The sequence below is a fragment of the Kocuria sp. CPCC 205231 genome (genome assembly GCF_040980965.1).
GTDB classification, from domain to species: Bacteria; Actinomycetota; Actinomycetes; order Actinomycetales; family Micrococcaceae; genus Kocuria; species Kocuria rosea.
The window spans coordinates 215,311-236,725 of sequence record NZ_JAVKPP010000003.1; the positions used below are offsets into that span (position 1 = coordinate 215,311).

A 21,415-nucleotide genomic window follows, 5' to 3' on the forward strand; every position below is an offset into this window, starting at 1 on the left:
CTCGATGACCACGACCGCCCGCCGCCCCGCCCCCACCATCCTGCAGATCCTGGGCCACCTGCTCGGCGCCGCCGCCCTGTGGGCGTCGGCCGCGCTGGTCGGGGTCGTGGCCCTCACCACCGCGACCGGGCAGTGGCTCGACGAACTGGCCCTGCGCCAGGCGAGCGGCGCCTTCCCCGACCTCTCCGACCGCGCCGCCCAGCTGCTCGACTCGGTCCCGTGGGTGGTGGGCGCCGTCTCCGCCCTGTGCCTCGCGGTCCTGGCCGTGCGCTCCCGGCGCCTCGCCCCGGCGGTGGTCGGGGCGGCGGTGGTCGTGCTCTCCAACCTCACGGTCCAGCTGCTCAAGCGGGTGCTGCTGGAGAAGCCGGACCTGGGGATCCAGGAGGCCGCCGTCAACTCCTTCCCGTCCGGGCACACGGCCGCCGCGGCCGCCGCCGTGGCGGTGGTGCTGCTCGCGGCCCCCGCCTCCTCCCGGCCGGTGGTCGGGCTGCTGGGGGCGGCCGCCACGACCGCGACCGGGGTGGCCACGCTGCTGAACGGCTGGCACCGGCCCTCGGACGTGGTGGCGTCCCTGCTGGTCGTGGCGGGCTGGGCGGCCTTGGGCGGGCTCGTGCTGCGCCTGACCGGGCCCGTGGAACGCCCCGTGCCCGGCGGGGGCCTGACCGCCCTGCTGGCCGTCTCCGGCGCGGGGGCCCTGCTGGTCGGCCTGCTGCCGCTGTGGGCGGCCCTACGCGTGCCGGGCGGGGGCTGGGCTGCGGTCGCGGCGTGCGCGGCGATCCTCGGGGTCAGTCTCCTGGCGGCAGCGGCGCTGACAGCGCTGCAAGCTCCTCGGTCGCGGCGTCCTCGGCCCTGATCCGCTCGAGCCGGTCCAGGAGGATCCGCGCCGCCCCCGGGTTGTAGGGCAGGCGGAACATCGAGGCCGTCACGGGCCGCATGCCGTCCGGCTGCGCCGCGGCGGCCTCGCTCGCGTCCACCCGCTCGATCGCGGTGCGCATGAGCCGGGCCTGCTGGAGCACGAAGCCGCGCTCCACCGGGTTGCCGTGGCCGGGGACGAAGACCTGGTACCGGTCGAGGGCGGCCAGGCTCTCGAGGGCCGTGGCCCAGCCCCGCGGGTAGGAGTCGTCGAAGCTGGGGTCGGCGCCCTGCTCCACGAGGTCCCCGGTGAACACGACGTCGTCGACGCCCACGCAGAGGTCGTTGTCGGTGTGGCCCGGGCCGAAGGAGAAGAGCACCGCCGCCCGCTCCCCCAGGTCCACCCGGGTCAGGGCGGGGCGCCGGCCCGTGCCCGGCAGGTGCCGGTTGGGCACGACGAGACGGGTGTCCGGCCCCTCGGCGGCGGCCATCTCGGGCTCGTGGGTGCCCACGAAGGAGCGCTGGAAGTCGCCGTGCGCCTGGATCGCCGCCGCGCAGCCGCGGTGCGCCCAGAAGTCCTCGGCCCCGGCGCGCTGGAACACGGCGTTGCCCAGGAAGTGGTCGTAGTGGGCGTGGGTGTTCACCACCGTCAGCGGCAGGCCCGTGAGCGAGCGGACGGCCTCCAGGATCTCGCGGGCTTGGCGCGGGCCCGCGCCCGTGTCGATCACGAGGGCGCGACGGGACCCGAGCACGACCCCGGAGTTCAGCCTCCAGTTGTCCGTGCTCACGGCGAAGACGCCGTCGCGGATTTCGTTGATGCGCGCCACCCGACCAGGGTACCGACCGCCGCTGGCTATCCTGGCAACCATGACCGTTCCGTCCTCGGGCCGTGCGGCCGGAGGCGCCGGCCGCTATGCTCCGTCCCCCTCGGGGGACCTCCACCTCGGCAACCTCCGCACGGCGCTGCTCGCGTGGGCCCTCGCGCGCTCCACGGGCCGGGGCTTCGTCCTGCGCGTCGAGGACATCGACCGGGTGCGGCCGGGGGCGGCCGAGCGGCAGCTCGCGGACCTCGCCCGGCTGGGCCTCGACTGGGACGGCCCGCCCCTGCTGCAGTCCTCGCGGGAGGCCGAGCACCGGGCCGTGGTGGAGCGTCTCACCGCGGCGGGGCGCACCTACGAGTGCTACTGCACGCGCCGGGAGGTGCAGGCGGCCGCGAGCGCGCCGCACGGGGCCCCGGGCGCCTACCCGGGCACGTGCCGGGACCTCCGCGACGCCGAGCGGGCGCGGCGCCGCCGCGAGCGGCCTCCGGCGGTGCGGCTGCGCGCGGACGTGCGCTCCCGCACGGTCGTGGACCGCTGGGCCGGGGCGTTCACGGGGCTCGTCGACGACTTCGTGCTGCTGCGCAACGACGGCCGCCCCGCCTACAACCTCGCGGTGGTCCTCGACGACGCCCACCAGGGCGTGGACCAGGTGGTCCGGGGCGACGACCTGCTGCCCTCGACCCCCCGGCAGGCGTACCTGGCCTCGGTGCTCGGTCTGGACGAGCCGGAGTGGGTGCACGTGCCGCTCGTGCTCAACGCGCACGGGCAGCGCCTCGCCAAGCGGGACGGCGCCGTGACCCTCGCCGAGCTCGCCGCGGCGGGGCACGGCGCCGAGGAGGTGCTGGGCTGGATGGCCGCGTCGCTGGGCCTCCCCGGCCCGCTCCGGTCGGCGCAGGACGTCCTCGCCGTGTTCGACGAGGACGTCCTGCCCCGGACGCCCTGGGTCGTGGACCCCGCCCGGTGGGCCGCTCAGGCGCGCGAGGACGCGGAGGTGCCGGCCTCCTCCGGGGCGTGCGGGTCCTCGGGCTCGGCCAGGAACCGCTCGTAGGCGGGGGTGGTCAGGAAGGCGGGGTAGTCGTCGCCCAGGGCCACCTCCTCGAAGATGGCGCGGGCGTCGTCGAAGCGGTCGCCCTCGGCGCGCTCGATCCTCGCGAACTCCTCCTCCAGCAGCTCCTGCACCCAGTCCCGGGTGATCTCCTCGCCCTCGTCCGTGATGGCGCGGGTGTTCACCCACTGCCAGATCTGGGAGCGGGAGATCTCCGCGGTCGCGGCGTCCTCCATCAGGTTGTGGATGCCCACGGCGCCGTTGCCGCGCAGCCACGCCTCGATGTAGCGGATCCCCACCTCCACGTTGTTGCGGATCCCCACCTCGGTGATCCTCCCCTCGGCCGAGGCGATGTCGATGAGCGCCTTGTCGTCGGGCACCACGTCCTCGCGGAGCCGGTCCAGCTGGTTCGGGCGGTCGCCGAGCACCGCGTCGAAGACCTCGCGGCACACGGGGACCAGGTCGGGGTGGGCCACCCAGGATCCGTCGAACCCGTCCTCGGCCTCGCGTGTCTTGTCGGCCTGCACCTTCTCGATCGCGGTGCGGTTGACCTCCTCGTCCCGGCGGGAGGGGATGAACGCGGCCATCCCGCCGATGGCCATCGCCCCGCGGCGGTGGCAGGCCCGCACGAGCTGCTCGGTGTAGGCCCGCATGAACGGCTGCGTCATGGTCACCGCGTTGCGGTCCGGGAGGATGAAGCGGGGCCCGCGGGTCCGGAAGTTCTTGATGATGGAGAAGATGTAGTCCCAGCGGCCGGCGTTGAGCCCCGCGGCGTGCTCCCCGAGCTCGTGGAGGATCTCCTCCATCTCGAAGGCCGCGGTGATCGTCTCGATCAGCACGGTGGCGCGGATGGTGCCGCGGTCCGTCCCCAGCATGGACTCCGCCCGGCTGAAGATGTCGTGCCACAGCCGCGCCTCCTGGTGGGACTCGGTCTTGGGCAGGTAGAAGTAGGGGCCCAGGCCGAGCTTCTTGAGCCGGCGCGCGTTGTGGAAGAAGTACAGGCCGAAGTCCACGATGGCGCCCGCGATGGGCTCGTCCCGCACGGACAGGTGCCTCTCCTCGAAGTGCCACCCGCGGGGCCGCACCACGATGGTCGGGTTGGCCCGGGCGTCCCTGTTCTTCAGCGCGTACTTCTTGCCGTCCGGGTTGGTGAACTCGATGGTCCCCTCGAGCGCGTCGATGAGGTTGAGCTGGTTGGTGACCACGTTCGTCCAGTGCGGGGTGTTGGCGTCCTCCATGTCCGCGAGCCACACCTTCGCCCCGGAGTTGAGGGCGTTGATGGTCATCTTCCGCTCGGTGGGACCGGTGATCTCCACGCGGCGGTCATCGAGCCCGGGCGGGGGCGGGGGCACGCGCCAGGAGTCGTCCTCGCGGATCCTCCGCGTCTCGGGCAGGAACGTGGGGTCGGTGCCGCGGGCGATCGCCTTGCGCCGCTCCTCGCGGGCGGCCAGCAGCTCGCGCCGGCGGGGCTCGAACTCGCGGTGCAGCGCCGCGAGGAAGCCGAGCGCGTCGGGGGTGAGCACACTGTTCTGCCGGGGCACGTGGTGACCGGTGAGGGTCACGCCGTTGATCGTCACGGGGTTGCTGGTCATGGTCATCATGGCTGGGTCCTCGCCTGAAGAGTGTCCTGGGGAGTTCGGGTGGGGCGGCTCCGGAGGGCGCCGGAGCGGGTCGTCGTCGGATGCGGCGCGGCCGGGGACCCTGTCGGGCCCCCGGCCGGTCACGGCCGTTCGGCTCAGGGCCGTTCGGCTCAGAACTGGGCGGTCTCGGTGGACCCGGCCAGCGCCGTGGTGGAGGACTGCGGGTTGAGGACGGTGGAGACCAGGTCGAAGTAGCCGGTGCCGACCTCGCGCTGGTGGCGGGTGGCGGTGTAGCCGCGCTCCTCGGCCGCGAACTCCCGCTCCTGCAGCTCCACGTAGGCCGTCATCTGGTTGCGGGCGTAGCCGTGGGCGAGGTCGAACATCGAGTAGTTCAGGGCGTGGAAGCCGGCCAGGGTGATGAACTGGAACTTGAAGCCCATCGCACCCAGCTCGCGCTGGAACTTGGCGATCGTGGCGTCGTCCAGGTGCTTCTTCCAGTTGAAGGACGGCGAGCAGTTGTAGGCGAGCATCTGGTCGGGGTGCTCCGCGTGGATGCCGTCGGCGAACTTCTTGGCCAGCTCGAGGTCCGGAGTGCCCGTCTCCATCCACAGCAGGTCGGCGTACGGGGCGTAGGCGTTACCGCGGGCGATGCAGGCCTCGAGGCCGTTGCGGACCTTGTAGTAGCCCTCCGCGGTGCGCTCGCCGGTGACGAACGGCTTGTCGCGGTCGTCGACGTCCGAGGTGATCAGGGTGGCCGCCTCCGCGTCGGTGCGGGCGATGATCAGCGAGGGGACGTCGGCGACGTCGGCCGCGAGCCGGGCCGCGCTCAGGGTGCGGACGTGCTGCTGGGTGGGGATGAGCACCTTGCCGCCCAGGTGGCCGCACTTCTTCTCGGAGGCCAGCTGGTCCTCCCAGTGCACGCCGGCCGCGCCGGCCGCGATCATGGACTTCATGAGCTCGTAGGCGTTGAGCGGGCCGCCGAAGCCGGCCTCGGCGTCGGCCACGATCGGGACCAGCCAGTCCTCGACCGTGCTCGTGCCCTCGGAGTGCTCGATCTGGTCGGCGCGCATCAGCGCGTTGTTGATCCGCCGCACGACCGCCGGGACGGAGTTGGCGGGGTAGATCGACTGGTCGGGGTAGGTCTGGCCCGCGAGGTTCGCGTCGCCGGCGACCTGCCAGCCGGAGAGGTAGATGGCCTTGAGACCGGCCTTGACCTGCTGGACCGCCTGGTTGCCGGTCAGGGCGCCCAGGGAGTTGACGAAGTCCTCGGTGTGCAGCTTCTCCCACAGCTGCTCCGCGCCGCGGCGGGCCAGGGTCATCTCCTCCTGCACCGTGCCGCGCAGGCGGACGACCTCCTCCGCCGTGTAGTCGCGGGTGATCTGCGCCCAGCGGGGATCGGCGTCCCACTCCTGGCGGATCTCGTCGGCGGTCTTGGGGGCGTTGGGGTAGGACATGTCGGCTCCTCGTTGAGTGGTCCGAGAACGGGTGCTTCGGCTTCGGGGTCACCGGGAAGTTCGCTCTTCCGTGGTGACACATCCCACTTTGCCCCAGTTCAAGGCGGATCAACCCCACATTTCTCATCGAACTTTCGCCATTTTTCGTCTATCGTGAAGAAATGACGACCAGCGCTTGGGGCACCGAGGAACCGACGACGGCGGAGCCGGCCGGCAGCACCGACCTGATCGGTCTCGGCCGGCGCATCCGCTCGCTGCGCAAGGACCGCGGCATGACGCTCGCGGAGCTCGCGGACCGGGCGGGCACCGCCACCTCGCAGCTGTCCGTGATCGAGAACGGGCGCCGCGAGCCCCGGCTCAGCCTGCTGCGGCGCCTCGCCGAGGTCCTGGGCACGAGCGTGGACGCCCTGCTCGGGGCCGAGCCCGGCACCCGGCGGGAGGCGCTCGAGATCCAGCTCGAGCGCGCCCAGCGCTCCCCGTTCTACGAGCAGCTGGGGCTGCCGACCGTCCGGGTCAGCTCCGCGCTGTCCACCGAGGTGCTCGAGGCGCTCGTGGCCCTGCAGGAGCGGCTGGCCGAGGCCCTCGAGAAGAACTCGGCCACCCCGGAGGAGGCTCGCCGGGCCAACGTGCAGCTGCGCCGGCTCATGCGGGCGCAGGACAACTACTTCCCGGACCTGGAGCAGGCCGCCAAGGAGCTGCTGACCCTGGGCGGCTACTCCTCGGGGCCCGTGTCCAACTCCGTGATCTCCGAGATGGTGGGCAGGCTCGGCTACAGCATCCACCACGTCACCGACCTCCCGCACTCGACCCGCTCGGTGACCGACCTGCTCAACCGGCGGATCTACCTGGTGCAGAGCCCCCGGGCGGACCACGACCCCCGGGCGGTGCTGCTCCAGGCCGTGGGGCACCAGGTGCTGGGCCACGAGCCGCCGAAGGACTACGCCGAGTTCCTCGCCCAGCGCGTGCAGACCAACTACTTCGCCGCCGCGGTGATGCTCCCGGAGGACAAGACCGTCCCGTTCCTGCTCGAGGCGAAGAAGGACCGGGATCTCTTCCTGGAGGACCTCAAGGACCGCTTCGCCGTGTCCCACGAGACGGCGGGCCACCGCTTCACGAACCTGGCCACCCGGCACCTGGGGATCCGCACCCACTTCCACAAGGTGCACTCGTCCGGGGTGATCCACAAGGCCTACGAGAACAACGGGCTGGCGTTCCCGACGGACCACACCGGGGCGATCGAGGGCCAGATCTCCTGCCGCAAGTGGTCCGGGCGCACCGTCTTCGACCAGCCCAACCAGTTCACGGCGTTCGCCCAGTACACGGACACCCCCTCCGGCACGTACTGGTGCTCCACGCGCACGGAGCTCTCGAGCCAGGGCGTGTTCTCCATCGGCGTGGGCGTCGCGTTCACCGACGCCCGCTGGTTCCGCGGCCGCGACACCCCGCACCGCACGGTGTCGACCTGCCCGGACCCCTCGTGCTGCCGGCGCCCGCCCGAGGAGCTCAGCCGGGTGTGGGCGGGCCACGCCTGGCCCAACACCCGGGCCCACTCGCACGTGCTCGCCGCCCTCCCGGAGGGGGCCTTCCCCGGCGTCGACGAGCGGGAGGTCTACGAGTTCCTGCAGGCGCACGACGACGCCTGAGCCGGCCCCGCGGGCCGCCGGCGCGGTCTCCCCGCACCCCCGGGACCGCCTCCCTACACCCGTAGTGGCTGGCCACTGCCCGGGAGCGGGCGTAAAGTTCTGTGGGACCTCTGCTCCACCCACCCCCCTGGACGCTGCGCTCCACCGGGCCGGCTCCGGGCGGAAAGGACACCATGCCCCAAGAGATAGCCCAGACGATCGCGATCGTCATCTACTTCGCCGCCATGATCGGGATCGGCCTCTACGCCAACAGCAGGACGAAGAACCTCGACGACTACATGCTCGGCGGGCGCAACCTCAAGCCCGGGACCGCCGCCCTCAGCGCCGGTGCCTCCGACATGTCCGGCTGGCTGCTGCTCGGTCTGCCCGGCGCGGTGTTCCTCTCCGGTCTGGTCGAGGCGTGGATCGCCGTCGGCCTGATCGTCGGCGCGTGGGTCAACTGGAAGTTCATCGCGCCCCGGCTGCGCTCCTACACCGAGGTCTCGCACAACTCGATCACGATCCCGTCCTTCCTGGACAACCGGCTCAAGGGCGGCAGCCGGCTGCTGCGCATCGTCTCCGGGCTCATCATCCTGGTGTTCTTCACGTTCTACGTCTCCTCCGGCATGGTGGCCGGCGGGCTGTTCTTCCAGTCGTCCTTCGGCTCGACGTACCACGCCGGGCTGCTCCTCGTCGTCGGCGTCACCATCGCCTACACGCTCTTCGGCGGCTTCCTCGGTGCGACCTACACGGACGTGGCCCAGGGCCTCCTGATGTTCGCGGCCCTGCTCCTCGTCCCCGTCGTGGGCGTGATCAACGTGGGCGGCTTCGGCCAGATGGCGGAGAACATCCGCGCCGTCCAGCCCGACGCCCTCTCCATGGTGTCCGGGGCCACGGCCATCGGCGTCATCTCGGCCCTGGCGTGGGGCCTCGGCTACTTCGGCCAGCCGCACATCATCGTCCGCTTCATGGCCATGCGCTCCCCCGCCGACGCCAAGACCGGCCGCCGGATCGGCCTGACCTGGATGGTGCTCAGCGTCATCGGGGCGATCGCCACCGCCCTGGTCGGCGTCGCCTACTACGGCAACCGCCCGGACGAGAGCCCGACCGACCCGGAGTCCGTGTTCCTGGACCTCGCGCAGGTCTTCTTCCACCCCGTGATCGCCGGCTTCGTGCTGGCGGCCGTGCTCGCGGCGATCATGTCCACGGTCTCCTCCCAGCTCATCGTCTCCTCCTCCGCCCTGGTGGAGGACCTGTACAAGCTGACGGTCAAGGAGTCCCCCTCCGAGCGCAAGCAGGTGTGGATGGGCCGCGCGGGCGTGGCCCTCGTCGCCCTCGTCGCCACGTTCCTGGCCTGGGAGCAGAACAACACGATCCTCGGCCTCGTGGCGTTCGCGTGGGCCGGCTTCGGCGCCTCGTTCGGCCCGATCGTGATCCTGTCCCTGTTCTGGCGCAAGCTCACGAACCTGGGCGCGATCACCGGAATGCTCCTGGGCGCGGTCACCGTGTTCGCGTGGACCGTGACCCCGTGGGCCGACCTCTACGAGATCATCCCCGGCTTCCTCGTGAGCCTCGTCTCCGCCGTGCTGGTCTCGAAGGCCACCTATCGGCGCGACGAGGAGATCGAGCGCGAGTTCGACGACGCCGTGCGCCTCGCCCACGCGGCGGAGGACGAGATGGCCGCCCGCTGACCTCTCGCACCGCTCCGCCGGGGCCCGTTCCGCACGCCGGAACGGGCCCCGGCGCCGTCCGGGGTCAGTACCCGATCGAGGCCAGGGTGGCCCGGATCGCCTCGGCGGAGCGGTGCAGCATGGCCAGCTCCTGCTCGTCCATGGGCACGGCCAGCCGCTCGACGACGCCCCGCCGCGCGACGATCGACGGCACGGACAGGGCGACCCCGCTGATCCCCCGGTAGTCGTCGAGGACCGTGGAGACGGGCAGCACGGCGTGCTCGTCCCGCAGCACGGCCTCCGCCACGCGCGCCCCGGCCAGGCCGATCGCGTAGTTGGTGGCGCCCTTGCCCTGGATCACCGTGTACGCCGCGTTGATCGTCCGGTGCGTGATCTCGTCCAGCCGCTCGTCGGTGAAGGGCCGCCGCCCCTCGACGGTCCAGTCCCGCAGCGGGATCTGCCCGATGTTCGCGTTCGACCACAGGGGGAACTCGGTGTCCCCGTGCTCGCCGACGATCGTGGCGTGCACGCTCGTGGTGGACACCCCGCCCTCCTCGGCCAGCAGCCACCGCAGCCGGGACGTGTCCAGCACGGTCCCGGAGGACATCACCCGCTCCGTGGGCAGGCCGGTGAGCTTCTGCGCGATGACCGTGAGCACGTCGCACGGATTGGTCACCAGCACGTACACGGCCTCGGGTGCCTGCTCCACCAGCCGCGGCATCAGCTGCTCGAGGATCGCGGCGTTGGCGCCCGCCAGCTCCATCCGGGTCTGGCCGGGCCGCTGCTTGGCCCCGGCGGTCACGAAGACGACGTCCGAGCCCGCCAGCACGGCGACGTCGTCGGAGCCGGTCACCCGGGAGCTGGGGGTGAACATGGCCCCGTGGGCGAGGTCCAGGCCCTCGGCGCGGACCCGGTCCCCGGCGAGGTCGTAGAGGGCCACCTCCTGGGCGACGCCCTTGATGAGGACCGCGTAGGCCAGGGACGAGCCGACGGAGCCGGCGCCGACCACGCCGATCTTGGTTCTCGCGGGAGTGGTGGGCACGGTCTCGGGCACGGGGAACTCCTCGGTGGTCCGGTGGTCCGCGGCTGCGGACGGTGTGCTCCCATCCTGGGCCAGCGGCGCGGGCCGCGGAAGGGCCCGGGCCACCGTGTCGCGGCTCAGCCGGCGGTGGACGCGGAGGCCGCGGCCAGGAAGTCCCGCATGATGGGTCCGCCGGTGACCGAGCCCAGGCCGCCGTCCTCCACGAAGACCGCCACGGCGAGGTCCTCGTGCTCGGCGATCACCCACGAGTGGGTCCGGGGCGGGTCCTCGTCGCCGAACTCGGCCGTGCCGGTCTTGCCGATCGCGGTGTCCGGCTCGAGCCCCTGCAGCACGCCCAGGTGCCCGGACGAGACGACGGCCCGCATCATGGTGCGCAGCTGCTCCGCCTCCTCAGCGGTCAGGGGCTCCTCCGGTCCGGGCCGGGTCGCGGCGTCCTCGTCGAGCAGTCCCTCGGTGCTGACCAGCCGGGGGGTGACGAGCTCTCCGGCGGCGACCGAGGCGGTGAGCCCGGCCATGCTCAGCGGGGACACGAGCGTGCGGCCCTGCCCGAACATCGCGGCGGCGTGCTGGGCCGGCGGCTCCTCCCGCGGGACCTCACCCCAGAACGCGGGCACGGACAGCTCCGCGGGCACGCCGATCCCGAGCGCGGCCGCGGCCTCGGCCAGCTCCGCCTGGTCGATCCGGTCGTACTGGTCCACGAAGGTGGTGTTGCAGGAGTGGGCGAGCGCCTCGGTGAGGGTGATCGAGCCGGTGAACTCGGCCGGATAGGACTCGACGTTGTCGACCCGCACGCCCGCGGCGGTCGTGGACGGCGGGCACTGCACGACCGTCCCGGGGGTGTCGCCCTGCCGGAGCATCCCGAGGGCCGTGACCACCTTGAAGGTGGAGCCGGGCGCGTACCGGCCCAGCAGCGCGGTGGAGTAGCCCTCGGAGCCCGGCCCGTTGGCCGAGGCGACGAGCTCGCCCGTGGAGGGCCGGACGGCCACGACCGCCGAGGGGGACTCGATCCCGGCCAGCAGCTCACCGGCGGTGGCCTGGAGCCCGCGGTCCAGGGTCACCGCGACCGGCTCGCCGGCCTGCGCCGGGACCTCGAACAGCGGCTCGCCGGCCGCGGACTCGTCCCCGGTCTCCTCGACGACGACGCCGGGCGTGCCGCGCAACCGGTCGTCGAAGCGCTCCTGCACTCCCCCGCGGCCGATCGCCGTCCCGGGGGCGAGCTCCCCGCCGGAGTCCGCCACGTCCTCGGCCGTCGCCTCGGCCACCCCGCCCAGCAGGTCGGCGGCGAAGCCGCGGGAGGGCGCCAGCGGCAGCTCGTCCTCGACCACGAGCAGGCCCGGGACCGCCTCCATCTCCGCCGCGTCCAGCTCCCGGAAGTCCTCCAGCCGCAGCGGGACGGCCTCGACGAACGCCTCGGGCCCGGCCTGTCCGACGGCCTCGGCGTAGGCGTCGGCGTCGATGTCCACGGCCTCGGCGAGCCGGCGGGCCGCCTCCTCGGGGTCCGCCCCCTCGAGCTGCGACCGGTCGATGCCCACCCGCCGGATCGGGCGCTCCGTCACCAGCGTCTCGCCGTCCGCCCCGAGGATGTCCCCGCGGTCCGCGGCCACCGTCCGGGCGCGCAGGGCCTCCCCCTCCGCCAGACCCGGGTGCACCACGGCCGGGGACCACTCGGCGGACCAGTCCCCGGACCCGGTCCGGACCAGCGGGAGGACCGAGTCGTACGCCCAGTCCTGCGCCACGCCCGGGAGGTCCCACGACCAGGACAGGGTGGCCTCGCGGCGGTCCTCCTGCCCGGTGTCCTCGACCGCGGAGACCTCGACGGCCGGGGCGGCCTCCCCGAGCGGCGCGGTGATCCGCTCGTACTGCTCCTGGGCGGAGGGACCCTCGACGTCGCCGAAGGACAGCTCCTGGACGCTGCCCGCGCCCAGGGCCGCGGCGACCCGGTCGGCGGTCTCCCGCCCGCCGTCGGGGGCGAGCGCCGAGCAGCCGGTGACGAGGAGGGCCGCGGAGAGGGCGACCGGGAGGGCCGCCCTCGGCCGCCGGGGGCGGGGCCGGGACGCCGGGGGCTGCGGGGCGGGGCGGGGAGTCTGCACGGTGTCGAATCTAGTCCGTCCCGCCCCGGACGGGACAGGCCGGGGCGGAGGGATCCGGACACGGAAGAACCGGTGGGCGCCGTGTCTGCACGGCACCCACCGGTCCGTCGGACGCGCGGGGAGGGGGTGCGCTCCCGCGCGGGGGCGGGGCCGGGTGCCGGCCCCTCACCACCGGATCAGCAGTGGTACGTGTCGGTCGGCGCCTCGAAGTGGACGTCGTAGCCCTCGGGGATGCTCAGGCCGAAGGCGCCGGCCAGGCCCAGGATCTTCTTGGCGCGGGCGAGGCGCGGCAGGTCGGAGCCGTTGCGGATCTCCCCGCCGTCGGCGTCGAACTCCTGGAGGAACTCGGTGGCCCAGGACAGCTCGGACAGGGACGGGCTCAGGCCCTCGTTGACCGTGGCGGTCTGCTCCGGCATCAGGCACAGCTTGCCCGTCATGCCGAACTCCAGGGTCACGGACGTGGCCTCGGCCAGCTTCGGCCCGAGCGCGCCGACGGCGGGCCCGTCGATGGGGCCGGGCAGGTTGGCCGCCCGGGAGGCGATCGTGAACTGCGAGCGCGTGTAGGCCAGCGTCATGGGGTTCTCCCCGAAGCCCGTGTCGCGCCGGAAGTCGCCCAGGCCGAAGCCGAGGCGGTACGTGGAGCGGGCGCCGGCGATGGCCTGCAGGTGCTGCACGCCGCGGGCCGTCTCGACGAGCGCCACGATCCGCGTGTCCTTGAGCAGCTCCGCGGTGCGGGTGACGTGCTCCGGGGACTCGACCATGGCCAGCATGACGCCGTCCAGGCCGCGGACGCCGGCAAGGGCCCGGAGGTCCTCCTCCCACCACTGGGTGCCGAAGCCGTTGACCCGCACCCACGCGTGGTGCTGCTCGCCGTGCTCGTCCCGGGCGTCCAGCCAGCTGATGACGTTGCGGCGGGCGCGCTCCTTGTCCTTGGGCGCCACGGAGTCCTCGATGTCCAGGACGACGACGTCGGCCGCGCTCGCCCGGGCCGCCGCGAACCGCTCGGCCTGGGCGCCGTTGACGAGCAGCCAGGAGCGGGCGAGCTCCGGGCCGACCGCGGGAGCGGCGACCTGGGGAACCAGCGGCAGGGACGAGGTGGTCGGGGTCGTCGGCGTGGTCTCGATCGAGGTGGCAGTCATGAGGGCGTACCCGTTCTCCGTGAGGTGCAGCGAGCTGCGGTGTGACAGATGTGCCGGGGCACCCGTGCTGGGAGGGCAGGTGCTGCCCGGCGGAACCGTGACCGGTGCCGGGCCCGCGGGAACGATCGCGTCGCGGGGGTCCGGCCGGTGCGTGCCCCGGACCGGGGATCGCGAGGTGGGCGAGCCGGTCCGTGCGCGCTGGATCAACGCGCTCGGCAGGTGCGGTGACTCCACCGTAACCCAGATCACACCGGGACGCCACCCGCCGTGCCCGGGCACGGGACCGGGCTCAGGAGCGGCGCGCGGTGCGGGCGGTCGCGGGCGCGGTCCAGGGGTCCTCGGGCCAGGGGTGCCGGGGGTAGCGGCCGCGCATCTCGGCGCGCACCTGGGCGTAGGGGCCGGACCAGAAGGAGGCGAGGTCGTCGGTCACGGCCAGCGGCCGCCCCGCCGGGGAGAGCAGGTGGAAGAGGACCGGGACCCGGCCGCCGGCCACGGCCGGGGACGCCGCCCACCCGAAGCACTCCTGGAGCTTGACGCTGACCACGGGCCGGCCGGCGGGGTCGTCGGCGGCCGGGTAGTCGATCCGGGCCCGGGAGCCGCTGGCCACGGTCAGCCGCTCGGGCGCGAGCTCGTCGAGGCGGGCGGCCTCCGGCCACGGGAGCAGCCGCCGCAGGGGCGGGGCGAGGTCGACCCGGCGGCCGGCGGCGAGGGCGTCGAGCTCGGGGGCGAGCCACTCGTCGAGCCGGTCGAGCAGGGCGGCGTCGGACACGTCGGGCCACGGGTCCCCGAGCCGGTGGTGGAGCAGCGCGAGCCGGCGCCTCAGCCGGTCGGCGCCGTCCGACCAGCCGAGCAGGCCGAGGCCCTGCTCGGCCAGGGCGGCGCGCACCGCCTCGCGGGCCGCCGCCGGGGTGGGCCGCACCGGGGTCGAGGACAGCTCGATCGCCCCGAGCGCGCGGACGCGGCGGGCGCTCGCCCGCCCGTCCTCGAAGCGGGTGCGGACCTCGTCGGTGAGCAGGTGCTCGGCGCAGCGCTCGGCGAGGGGCCGGTCGAGCGCCGCCGCGGCGCGCACGACCGCCCCGGTCCCGGCGGCGGCCTGGCCGGACGCCCGGGTGACGTCCGCGACGGCGAGCCACTCGTGGCCCGCCAGGCCGCTCCCCGGGGCCAGTCCCGCACGGGTCCCGGAGGCGAGCAGGTAGGTGTCCCCCACCTTCCGGGCGACCCGCTCCGGCAGGGCCAGCGCCACGACGGCACCGGTCACGGAATCGGCCGGGACGTCCCCGGCCGCCGGCGGCGCGGGCGCTGCGGAGAACGCGGGGTCCGTGGCGATCCGCTCCAGCCGGCGGGCCTCGTCGGCCCAGCGGCGGGCGTCCGGGGCCCGCCCGGCGCGCAGCTCGGCGAGCAGGCGGGTCAGGTCCCCGCCGGGCGGGCGGTGGTCGTCCGAGACCATCGCGACGACCTCGGCCGCCGGCCGGGCGCCCACCGCGCGGGCGCCGTCCAGCAGGCCGCGGGCCAGGCGCGGGTCCACGGGCACCGCCGCGAGCAGCCGGCCGGTGGCGGTGGCCCGGCCGTCCTCGTCGAGCGCGCCGAGCCCGTGCAGCACGGCGACGGCGTCGGCCAGGGCCGGCGCGGGCAGGGGGTCCGGCAGGGGCAGGCCCCGTCCGCCGGGGGCGCCCCAGCAGGCGAGCAGCAGCGCGGCGCCCGTGAGGTCGGCGGCCGCGAGCTCGGGGGTGAGGTGGCGGGGCATCGCGGCCCAGGTCCGCTCGTCGTAGCAGCGCACGACCTCCCCGGGCCCGAGCCGGGCGGCACGGCCCGCCCGCTGCTCGGCCGAGGCCCGGGAGGCCGCCACCGTGACCAGGCCCGTCATGCCGCGGCCGGCGTCCCGCCGGGGCTCGCGGGAGAGCCCGGAGTCGACCACGAGGCGCACGCCCGGCACCGTCAGGGAGGACTCGGCCAGGGACGTGGAGACGACCACGCGGGGCGGGTCCCTGGGCCGGCGTCCCGAGGTCGCCCGGTCCTGCTCGGCGGCCCCGACCCGGCCGTGCAGCTCGAGCACCTCGGTCCCGCGGCAGGTCTCCCGCAGCCGCCGGGCGACCTGGGCGACCTCCCACGCCCCGGGGACGAACACGAGCGCGTCCGCGGCGCCGTCCCGGGCCAGGGCCCGCGCGTGGGCGTCGGCCGCGGTCCGGGCGACGTGGTCGAGGAACGGGCGGGTGACCCCGCGCTCGTCGGTGCGCCGGCCGGGGGCCGGGGCCCAACGGACCGTGAGCGGGTGGAGGGCGGCCGGGCAGTCGACCACGGGGGCCGGGACGCCCTCGCCCAGCAGCCCGGCGAAGCGCGGGGCGTCGAGGGTCGCGGACATCGCGACGAGCACCAGGTCCTCGCGCAGCTGCCGGACCTCGGCCAGCATGCCGACGAGCAGGTCGGACTCGAGACCGCGCTCGTGGACCTCGTCGAGGACCACGGCGCCCACCCCGGGCAGCCCGGGGTCCTGCAGCAGCCGGCGCAGGAGCACGCCGGGCGTGACGAACTCGACGAGGGTGCCAGCCCCGGTGCGCAGGTCGCCGCGCACCGTGTGGCCCACGAGCGCGCCCACCCGGGTCCCGGCCAGGTGCGCCAGCCGCCGGGCCGCCGCGCGGGCGGCGACCCGGCGGGGCTGGGTGACGACCACCCGGCCGGGCCCGGGACCCGTGGCGCGCTCGTGCAGCAGGTCGGCGACCAGCGGGGGCACCAGGGTGGTCTTGCCGGTGCCGGGCGGGGCCTGCACCACGGCGACGCCGCCGGCGAGGGCCGCGCGGAGCTCGCCGAGCACCCCGGCGACCGGCAGGCCGGCGCCGATCCGGGCGAGGTCGAAGGGGACGGGGCTCATCGTCCCAGTCTCCCACCGCCGCGGGGGCCGGCCGCGGCGGACGGCGGCCGCCGCACCCGGCGCGCACCGTCCGGGGCGGCCGCGCCCCGGGCGGGGAGGGCGGTCAGGGCCCGGTGCGGGCCAGGAACCCGCGCAGCACCGCGGCGAACTTCTCCGGCTCCTGCGAGTGGACCCAGTGGCCGGCCTCGCGGATCGTCACCCGGTGCGCCCGGGGGAACAGCCGGCGCATGACCGGCGCGTGCTCGTCGCGCACGTAGTCCGAGCGCCCGCCGGCGACCCAGAGCACCGGCCCCTCGTACACGGCGTCCCCGGTGTCCGGGAAGCCGCCGATGGTGTCCAGGCTCGACCGCAGCAGCTCGAGGTTCGGCTCCCAGGAGAGGCCCTCCGGGCCCCTGCGCAGGTTCTGCAGCAGGAAGCTCCGGGTGGTGTCCCACGGGATGGGCCCCCGGAGGGCCTCGTCCGCGTCCGAGCGGCGCTCGACGGCCGTGAGGTCCACGGCCGCGAGGCTGTCCAGCAGGTGGGCGAACTCGCCCTCGCCGCCCCCGGCCCGGGCGGGGGCGATGTCCACCACGACGAGCCGGGAGACGAGCTCTGGGTGCCGCAGCGCCAGCACCATCGCCACCTTGCCGCCGAGGGAGTGCCCGACGACGGCGACCGGCCCCGCCGCGGCGAAGTCGTCGCGCAGGGTCTCGGCCACGGAGTCCGCCATCTGCTGGTAGTCCACCCGGTCCGTCCACGCGGACCCGCCGTGGTTGGGCAGGTCCACGAGCAGGCTCCGGAAGTCCGGCTGGAGGTCCTTGGCGATCCGGGTGAAGTTCTTGCCCCGGCCGAACAGACCGTGCAGGAAGACGACGCGGTCGCCGTCGTCCCCGACAGCGGTGGTGTGCAGGGTGCTCGTCCGGATCTCAGCCATCCTCCGAGCTTAGGGTCTCGGCCGCCGGGGGACGGCGCTCTCGTCGCGCGCCGAGGACTCAATGCCCCACAGTCGTCCGGAACTGTTGTCACGACCACCGGCGGAGTGGTCGGATGGGGCACATGAAGAAGCTCATCAACGACCCGGCCGACGTCGTCCGGGAGGCCCTGCTCGGCATGCAGGCGGCGCACGGGGACCGCCTGCGCGTCGACCACTCCAACCGCGTCGTCTTCCGCGCCGACGCGCCCCGGCGCGGCAAGGTGGGCCTGGTGTCCGGCGGCGGCTCCGGACACGAGCCGATGCACGGCGGGTTCGTGGGCCCGGGGATGCTGGACGCGGCCTGCGCCGGCGAGGTGTTCACCTCCCCGGTGCCGGACCAGATGCTCGCCGCGACCCTCGGCGTCGACGGCGGCGCCGGCGTCCTGCACATCGTGAAGAACTACACCGGCGACGTCATGAACTTCGAGATGGCCGCCGAGCTCGCCGCCGAGAACGGTGTCGAGGTGGTCTCGGTCGTCACCGACGACGACGTCGCCGTGCAGGACAGCCTGTACACCGCCGGACGTCGCGGCGTGGGGGTCACCGTGCTGCTGGAGAAGATCGCCGGTGCGGCCGCCGAGGAGGGCCGTCCGCTCGCCGAGGTCGCCGACATCGCGCGGCGGGTCGACGAGCAGGGGCGCAGCATGGGCATGGCGCTCACCTCGTGCACGGTCCCGGCCGCGGGCAGGCCGACGTTCGAGCTCGGCGAGAACGAGATCGAGGTCGGCATCGGCATCCACGGCGAGCCCGGACGCGAACGGCGGCCGATCGCTCCCGCGCGGGAGGTCGCGGCCATGCTCGTCGAGCCGGTCCTGGCCGACCTGCCCGCGGCCGACGGCGCCCCGGTGATCGCGTTCCTCAACGGCATGGGCGGCACGCCGCTGATCGAGCTGTACATCATGTACTCCGAGGTGCAGCAGCTGCTGCAGAAGGCCGGCATCCCGGTCGCCCGCAGCCTGGTCGGCAACTACATCACCTCGCTGGACATGGCCGGCTGCTCCGTGACCCTGCTGCGCGCGGACGACGAGGTCGTCCGCCTCTGGGACGCGCCGGTCAACACCCCCGGCCTGCGCTGGGGCACGTGATGCCGGAGGTCACCGCCGAGGGTCTCGACCGCTGGCTGCGGAGGTTCGCGGAGGTCGTCCACGACCACGCCGCCGAGCTCACGGAGCTCGACTCCGCCATCGGCGACGCCGACCACGGGAGCAACATGGACCGTGGCATGCGGGCGGTCGTCGGCGCGCTGGACGCGGGCGGTGCCGGGGACGCCGGCGCGATGCTGAAGAAGGCCGGCATGACCCTGGTCAGCACCGTCGGCGGGGCCAGCGGCCCGCTGTACGGCACGTTCTTCCTGCGGGTCGGCGGCGGGCTGGCCGATGGGCAGGCCGTCGACGCCGCCGCGCTGGGCGGGGCGCTGCGGGCCGGGCTGGAGGGCGTGGTCGCCCGGGGCAAGGCCCAGCAGGGCGACAAGACGATGGTGGACGCCCTGGTCCCGGCGATCGACGCGTACGACGCGGCGGTGGCCGGGGGCGCCGGCATCGCCGACGCGCTGTCCGCCGCGGCCGACGCGGCCGAGGCGGGCTGCGCCGCGACGATCCCGCTCGTGGCCCGCAAGGGCCGGGCCAGCTACCTGGGCCAGCGCAGCGCCGGGCACCAGGACCCGGGCGCCACCAGCACGGCGCTGCTGCTGCGGTCCGCCGCCGACAGCCTGCCGTGATCGGCATCGTCGTCGTCTCGCACAGCCGCGCGCTGGCCGAGGCGGCCGTCGAGCTGGCCTGCGAGATGGTCGCGGAGCGCCCGCCGATCGCCGTGGCGGCGGGTGCCGGCGCCGGGTTCGGCACGGACGCCGTCGCGGTCGCCGACGCCATCACCGCCGTCGACTCACCGGACGGCGTGCTGGTGCTCCTCGACCTCGGCAGCGCCGTGCTCAGCGCGGAGATGGCGCGGGAGCTCGTGCCGCCCGACGTCGCCGAGCGGGTGCGCCTGTCGCCCGCTCCGCTCGTCGAGGGGCTGGTCGCCGCCGTGGTGACGGCCGCGACCGGCGCGCCGCTGGACGCGGTGCTCGAGGAGGCCGGCCGCGGACTGGCCGCCAAGCTGGATCACCTGGGGGAGGCGGCGGACCCGCCGGCGACGGGCACGACGGCGCAGCCCGCGGCACCCGAGGTCGTCGCCGAGCTGCCCGTGGACACCCCGCACGGCCTGCACGCGCGCCCGGCCGCCCGGCTGGTCGGCCTCGTACGGGCCGCCGACGCGGCCGCCGTGGTCACGAACCTGCGCACGGGCCGCGGTCCGGTCGACGCCCGCAGCCTCTCCGGGCTCGTGACGCTCGCCGTCCGGCAGGGCGACCGGCTGCGCTTCGAGGCGTCCGGACCCGGCGCCGAGTCGTTGACCGAGGCGGTGCGGGCGCTGGCCGCGGACTCCTGGGGCGACCGGCCCTCCGACCAGGCGCCCCCGGCGGCCCCCGGGTCGGCCGGTCCGACGGTCGTGCCCGTGCCGCCCGCCGCCGGACCGGGCGGCGACGTCGCCCTCGGCCCGGCGGTGGTGCGGGGCGGCGCGATCGACCTCTCCGGCTACCGGCCGGGCGGGCCTGCCGAGGAGCAGCGGCGCTCGGACGCGGCCGTCGCCCGCGCACTCGCCGAGCTGGCCGCACTGCGCCGTTCCGCCACCGGGGGCCCCGGCCCGGTGGGCGCCGTCCTCGAGGCCCACGAGGCCCTGCTCGTCGACCCCGGCCTGATCGAGGCGGTCTCCGCCGGCATCGCCGCCGGCGCGCCCGCGCCCACGGCGTGGGAGGACCGGCTCTCCGCGCTGGGCGGAGAGCTCGAGGCGATGGACGACCCCTACCTGCGGGCGCGCGCCGAGGACGTCCGCAGCGTGCGGCAGCGGGTGCTCACCGCACTGGCCGGAGCCGGCGCGCCCGAGGACGCCGTCCCGGCCGAGGGTCCGCCCGCGGTCCTCGTCGTGCGGGAGCTCGACGCCGCGACGGCGGCGACGCTGGACCCGCACCGGGTCGCGGGCGTGGTCACGCTGGCGGGCGGGGACACCGGCCACGGCGTCCTCGTCGCCCGCTCACGCGGCATCCCGGTGTACCACGACGCCGGGCCGGCCGCGGCCGCTGTGGCACCCGGCACCGTCGTCGGCTTCGACGCGCGGGCCCGGCGGTTCGTCGTCGACCCCGACGAGAGCACCCGGCGCTCCCTCCGCGAGCTGTCGGCCGCCCGGGCCGTCGAGGCCGAGCGCGTCCTGGCCACCGCCCGCGAACCGGGCGCGACGGCGGACGGCCACCCGGTGCCGGTGCTAGCCAACGTCACGACGCCCGCCGACGCCGGCCAGGCCGTCGCGTTCGGCGCGCAGGGGTGCGGGCTGCTGCGCACCGAGATCCTGTTCGGCCACCTGGACGACGCCCCGTCGGTCGAGGCGCAGGCGGCCGCGTTCGCCGGGATCGCCGAGGCTTTCGCCGGGCGGCCGGTGACCGTCCGCACCTGGGACGTCGGCGGCGACAAGCCGCTGTCCTTCCTGCCGGCGCCCGACGAGGCGAACCCGTTCCTCGGCGAGCGCGGGCTCCGGCTCATGCGGCGGGCACCGGAGGTGCTCCGCGACCAGCTGACCGCGATCTGTCTGGTGGCCCGGGACCACCCGGTGCACGTCATGTTCCCCATGGTCAGCACCGCCGAGGAGGTGGCGTGGGCGCTGGAGCGGCTCGACGAGGCCTCCTCGGCGATCGGCGGCCGCCCGGCGGGCATGAGGGTCGGTGTCATGATCGAGGTCCCGGCCGCGGCCCTGGCCGTCCGCCGCGTGGCGCAGGGGCTCGACTTCGTGAGCATCGGCACCAACGACCTCGCGCAGTACACGATGGCCGCCGAGCGGGGCAACACCGCGGTCTCGGCGCTGGCGGACGCCCGGCAGCCCGCCGTGCTCGACCTGGTGTCCCGGGTGTGCGCCGAGGTGCCCGAGGGCACGCACGTCGCGGTGTGCGGCGACCTCGCCGGTGACCCGGCCGCGGCGGTGGTGCTCGCCGGGCTGGGCGTCGAGGAGCTCAGCGTGGTGCCCACCCGGGTGGCCCTCGTCAAGGCGCGGCTGCGGGACGTGACGCTGGCCGGTGCGCAGGACCTCGCGCGGCGGGCCCTGGCGTGCGGGTCCGCCGCGGAGGTGCGGGCGCTGCTGGCGGGCGCTGCTGGCGCGATCCCGGGCTGACAGGCGGTGGCTGTCGTGGGGCGTTCTCCTCCCGCCCTCCACCGCACCGTTGCTGACGGTCCGGGGGGCGGTCTCGAGGCCGGCGGAGAAG

15 protein-coding genes are annotated in these 21,415 nt (G+C 75.0%); 7 read left to right on the top strand and 8 right to left on the bottom strand.

From position 1 onward, the window contains the following. Positions 1-4: 4 nt before the first annotated feature. Positions 5-853 (top strand): phosphatase PAP2 family protein, encoded by an 849-nt coding sequence (locus RF640_RS04280; RefSeq protein ID WP_109243606.1) that lies wholly within the window; start codon positions 5-7, stop codon positions 851-853. Here the strand turns inward: RF640_RS04280 and RF640_RS04285 are convergent. Further along, positions 786-1,679, bottom strand: coding sequence for an MBL fold metallo-hydrolase (locus RF640_RS04285; protein ID WP_017832458.1), 894 nt, complete (start codon positions 1,677-1,679; stop codon positions 786-788). The two genes, RF640_RS04280 and RF640_RS04285, sit on opposite strands and share 68 nt — an antisense overlap. Before the next feature lie 40 nt (positions 1,680-1,719). On the opposite strand from RF640_RS04285, the gene gluQRS reads away from it, so the two are divergent. Continuing rightward, a complete protein-coding gene (gene gluQRS / locus RF640_RS04290) occupies positions 1,720-2,721 on the top strand; it encodes a tRNA glutamyl-Q(34) synthetase GluQRS (RefSeq protein ID WP_368826721.1) in 1,002 nt (333 codons plus the stop codon). Here the strand turns inward: gluQRS and aceB are convergent. Continuing rightward, a complete protein-coding gene (aceB, locus tag RF640_RS04295) occupies positions 2,643-4,319 on the bottom strand; it encodes a malate synthase A (RefSeq protein WP_368826723.1) in 1,677 nt (558 codons plus the stop codon). The genes gluQRS and aceB overlap by 79 nt on opposite strands. 149 nt (positions 4,320-4,468) lie before the next feature. Beyond that, a complete protein-coding gene (aceA, locus tag RF640_RS04300) occupies positions 4,469-5,752 on the bottom strand; it encodes an isocitrate lyase (protein ID WP_017832461.1) in 1,284 nt (427 codons plus the stop codon). A 161-nt stretch (positions 5,753-5,913) separates the two neighbouring features. Here aceA and RF640_RS04305 point away from each other — a divergent pair, with 161 nt between their 5' ends. Next, positions 5,914-7,395, top strand: coding sequence for a helix-turn-helix domain-containing protein (locus RF640_RS04305; protein ID WP_109268150.1), 1,482 nt, complete (start codon positions 5,914-5,916; stop codon positions 7,393-7,395). Between the two features lie 173 nt (positions 7,396-7,568). After that, the gene (gene putP / locus RF640_RS04310; RefSeq protein ID WP_017832463.1) at positions 7,569-9,065 is read left to right on the top strand and encodes a sodium/proline symporter PutP; all 1,497 of its coding nucleotides are present in this window, start codon (positions 7,569-7,571) and stop codon (positions 9,063-9,065) included. A 64-nt stretch (positions 9,066-9,129) separates the two neighbouring features. Here the strand turns inward: putP and RF640_RS04315 are convergent, their stop codons facing one another. From RF640_RS04315 to RF640_RS04335, 5 genes are all read right to left on the bottom strand, one after another. Next, positions 9,130-10,098, bottom strand: a complete 969-nt coding sequence (locus tag RF640_RS04315) for an L-lactate dehydrogenase (protein ID WP_035924999.1) — start codon at positions 10,096-10,098, stop codon at positions 9,130-9,132. Between the two features lie 104 nt (positions 10,099-10,202). After that, on the bottom strand, positions 10,203-12,176 hold the full coding sequence (locus RF640_RS04320) for a penicillin-binding transpeptidase domain-containing protein (RefSeq protein ID WP_368826726.1): 1,974 nt from the start codon (positions 12,174-12,176) through the stop codon (positions 10,203-10,205). 176 nt (positions 12,177-12,352) lie between these two features. Further along, positions 12,353-13,315 (bottom strand): CoA ester lyase, encoded by a 963-nt coding sequence (locus RF640_RS04325; protein ID WP_017832466.1) that lies wholly within the window; start codon positions 13,313-13,315, stop codon positions 12,353-12,355. Between the two features lie 289 nt (positions 13,316-13,604). Next, on the bottom strand, positions 13,605-16,181 hold the full coding sequence (hrpB, locus tag RF640_RS04330; protein ID WP_368826728.1) for an ATP-dependent helicase HrpB: 2,577 nt from the start codon (positions 16,179-16,181) through the stop codon (positions 13,605-13,607). Positions 16,182-16,284: 103 nt separating this feature from the next. Then, positions 16,285-17,094 (bottom strand): alpha/beta fold hydrolase, encoded by an 810-nt coding sequence (locus RF640_RS04335; protein ID WP_284563444.1) that lies wholly within the window; start codon positions 17,092-17,094, stop codon positions 16,285-16,287. A 122-nt stretch (positions 17,095-17,216) separates the two neighbouring features. Between RF640_RS04335 and dhaK the strand changes: the two genes are divergently transcribed. Genes dhaK through ptsP form a run of 3 tightly spaced genes read left to right on the top strand, consistent with a single transcriptional unit; the run spans position 17,217 to position 21,324 of the window. Further along, positions 17,217-18,218, top strand: coding sequence for a dihydroxyacetone kinase subunit DhaK (gene dhaK / locus RF640_RS04340; RefSeq protein WP_031282496.1), 1,002 nt, complete (start codon positions 17,217-17,219; stop codon positions 18,216-18,218). After that, the gene (gene dhaL / locus RF640_RS04345) at positions 18,218-18,850 is read left to right on the top strand and encodes a dihydroxyacetone kinase subunit DhaL (RefSeq protein ID WP_109221968.1); all 633 of its coding nucleotides are present in this window, start codon (positions 18,218-18,220) and stop codon (positions 18,848-18,850) included. The genes dhaK and dhaL overlap by 1 nt, the downstream gene beginning before the upstream one ends. Next, complete coding sequence (ptsP, locus tag RF640_RS04350) at positions 18,847-21,324, top strand: phosphoenolpyruvate--protein phosphotransferase (RefSeq protein ID WP_368826731.1); 2,478 nt, start codon at positions 18,847-18,849, stop codon at positions 21,322-21,324. Before dhaL ends, ptsP begins: the two co-directional genes overlap by 4 nt. Positions 21,325-21,415: the final 91 nt, after the last annotated feature.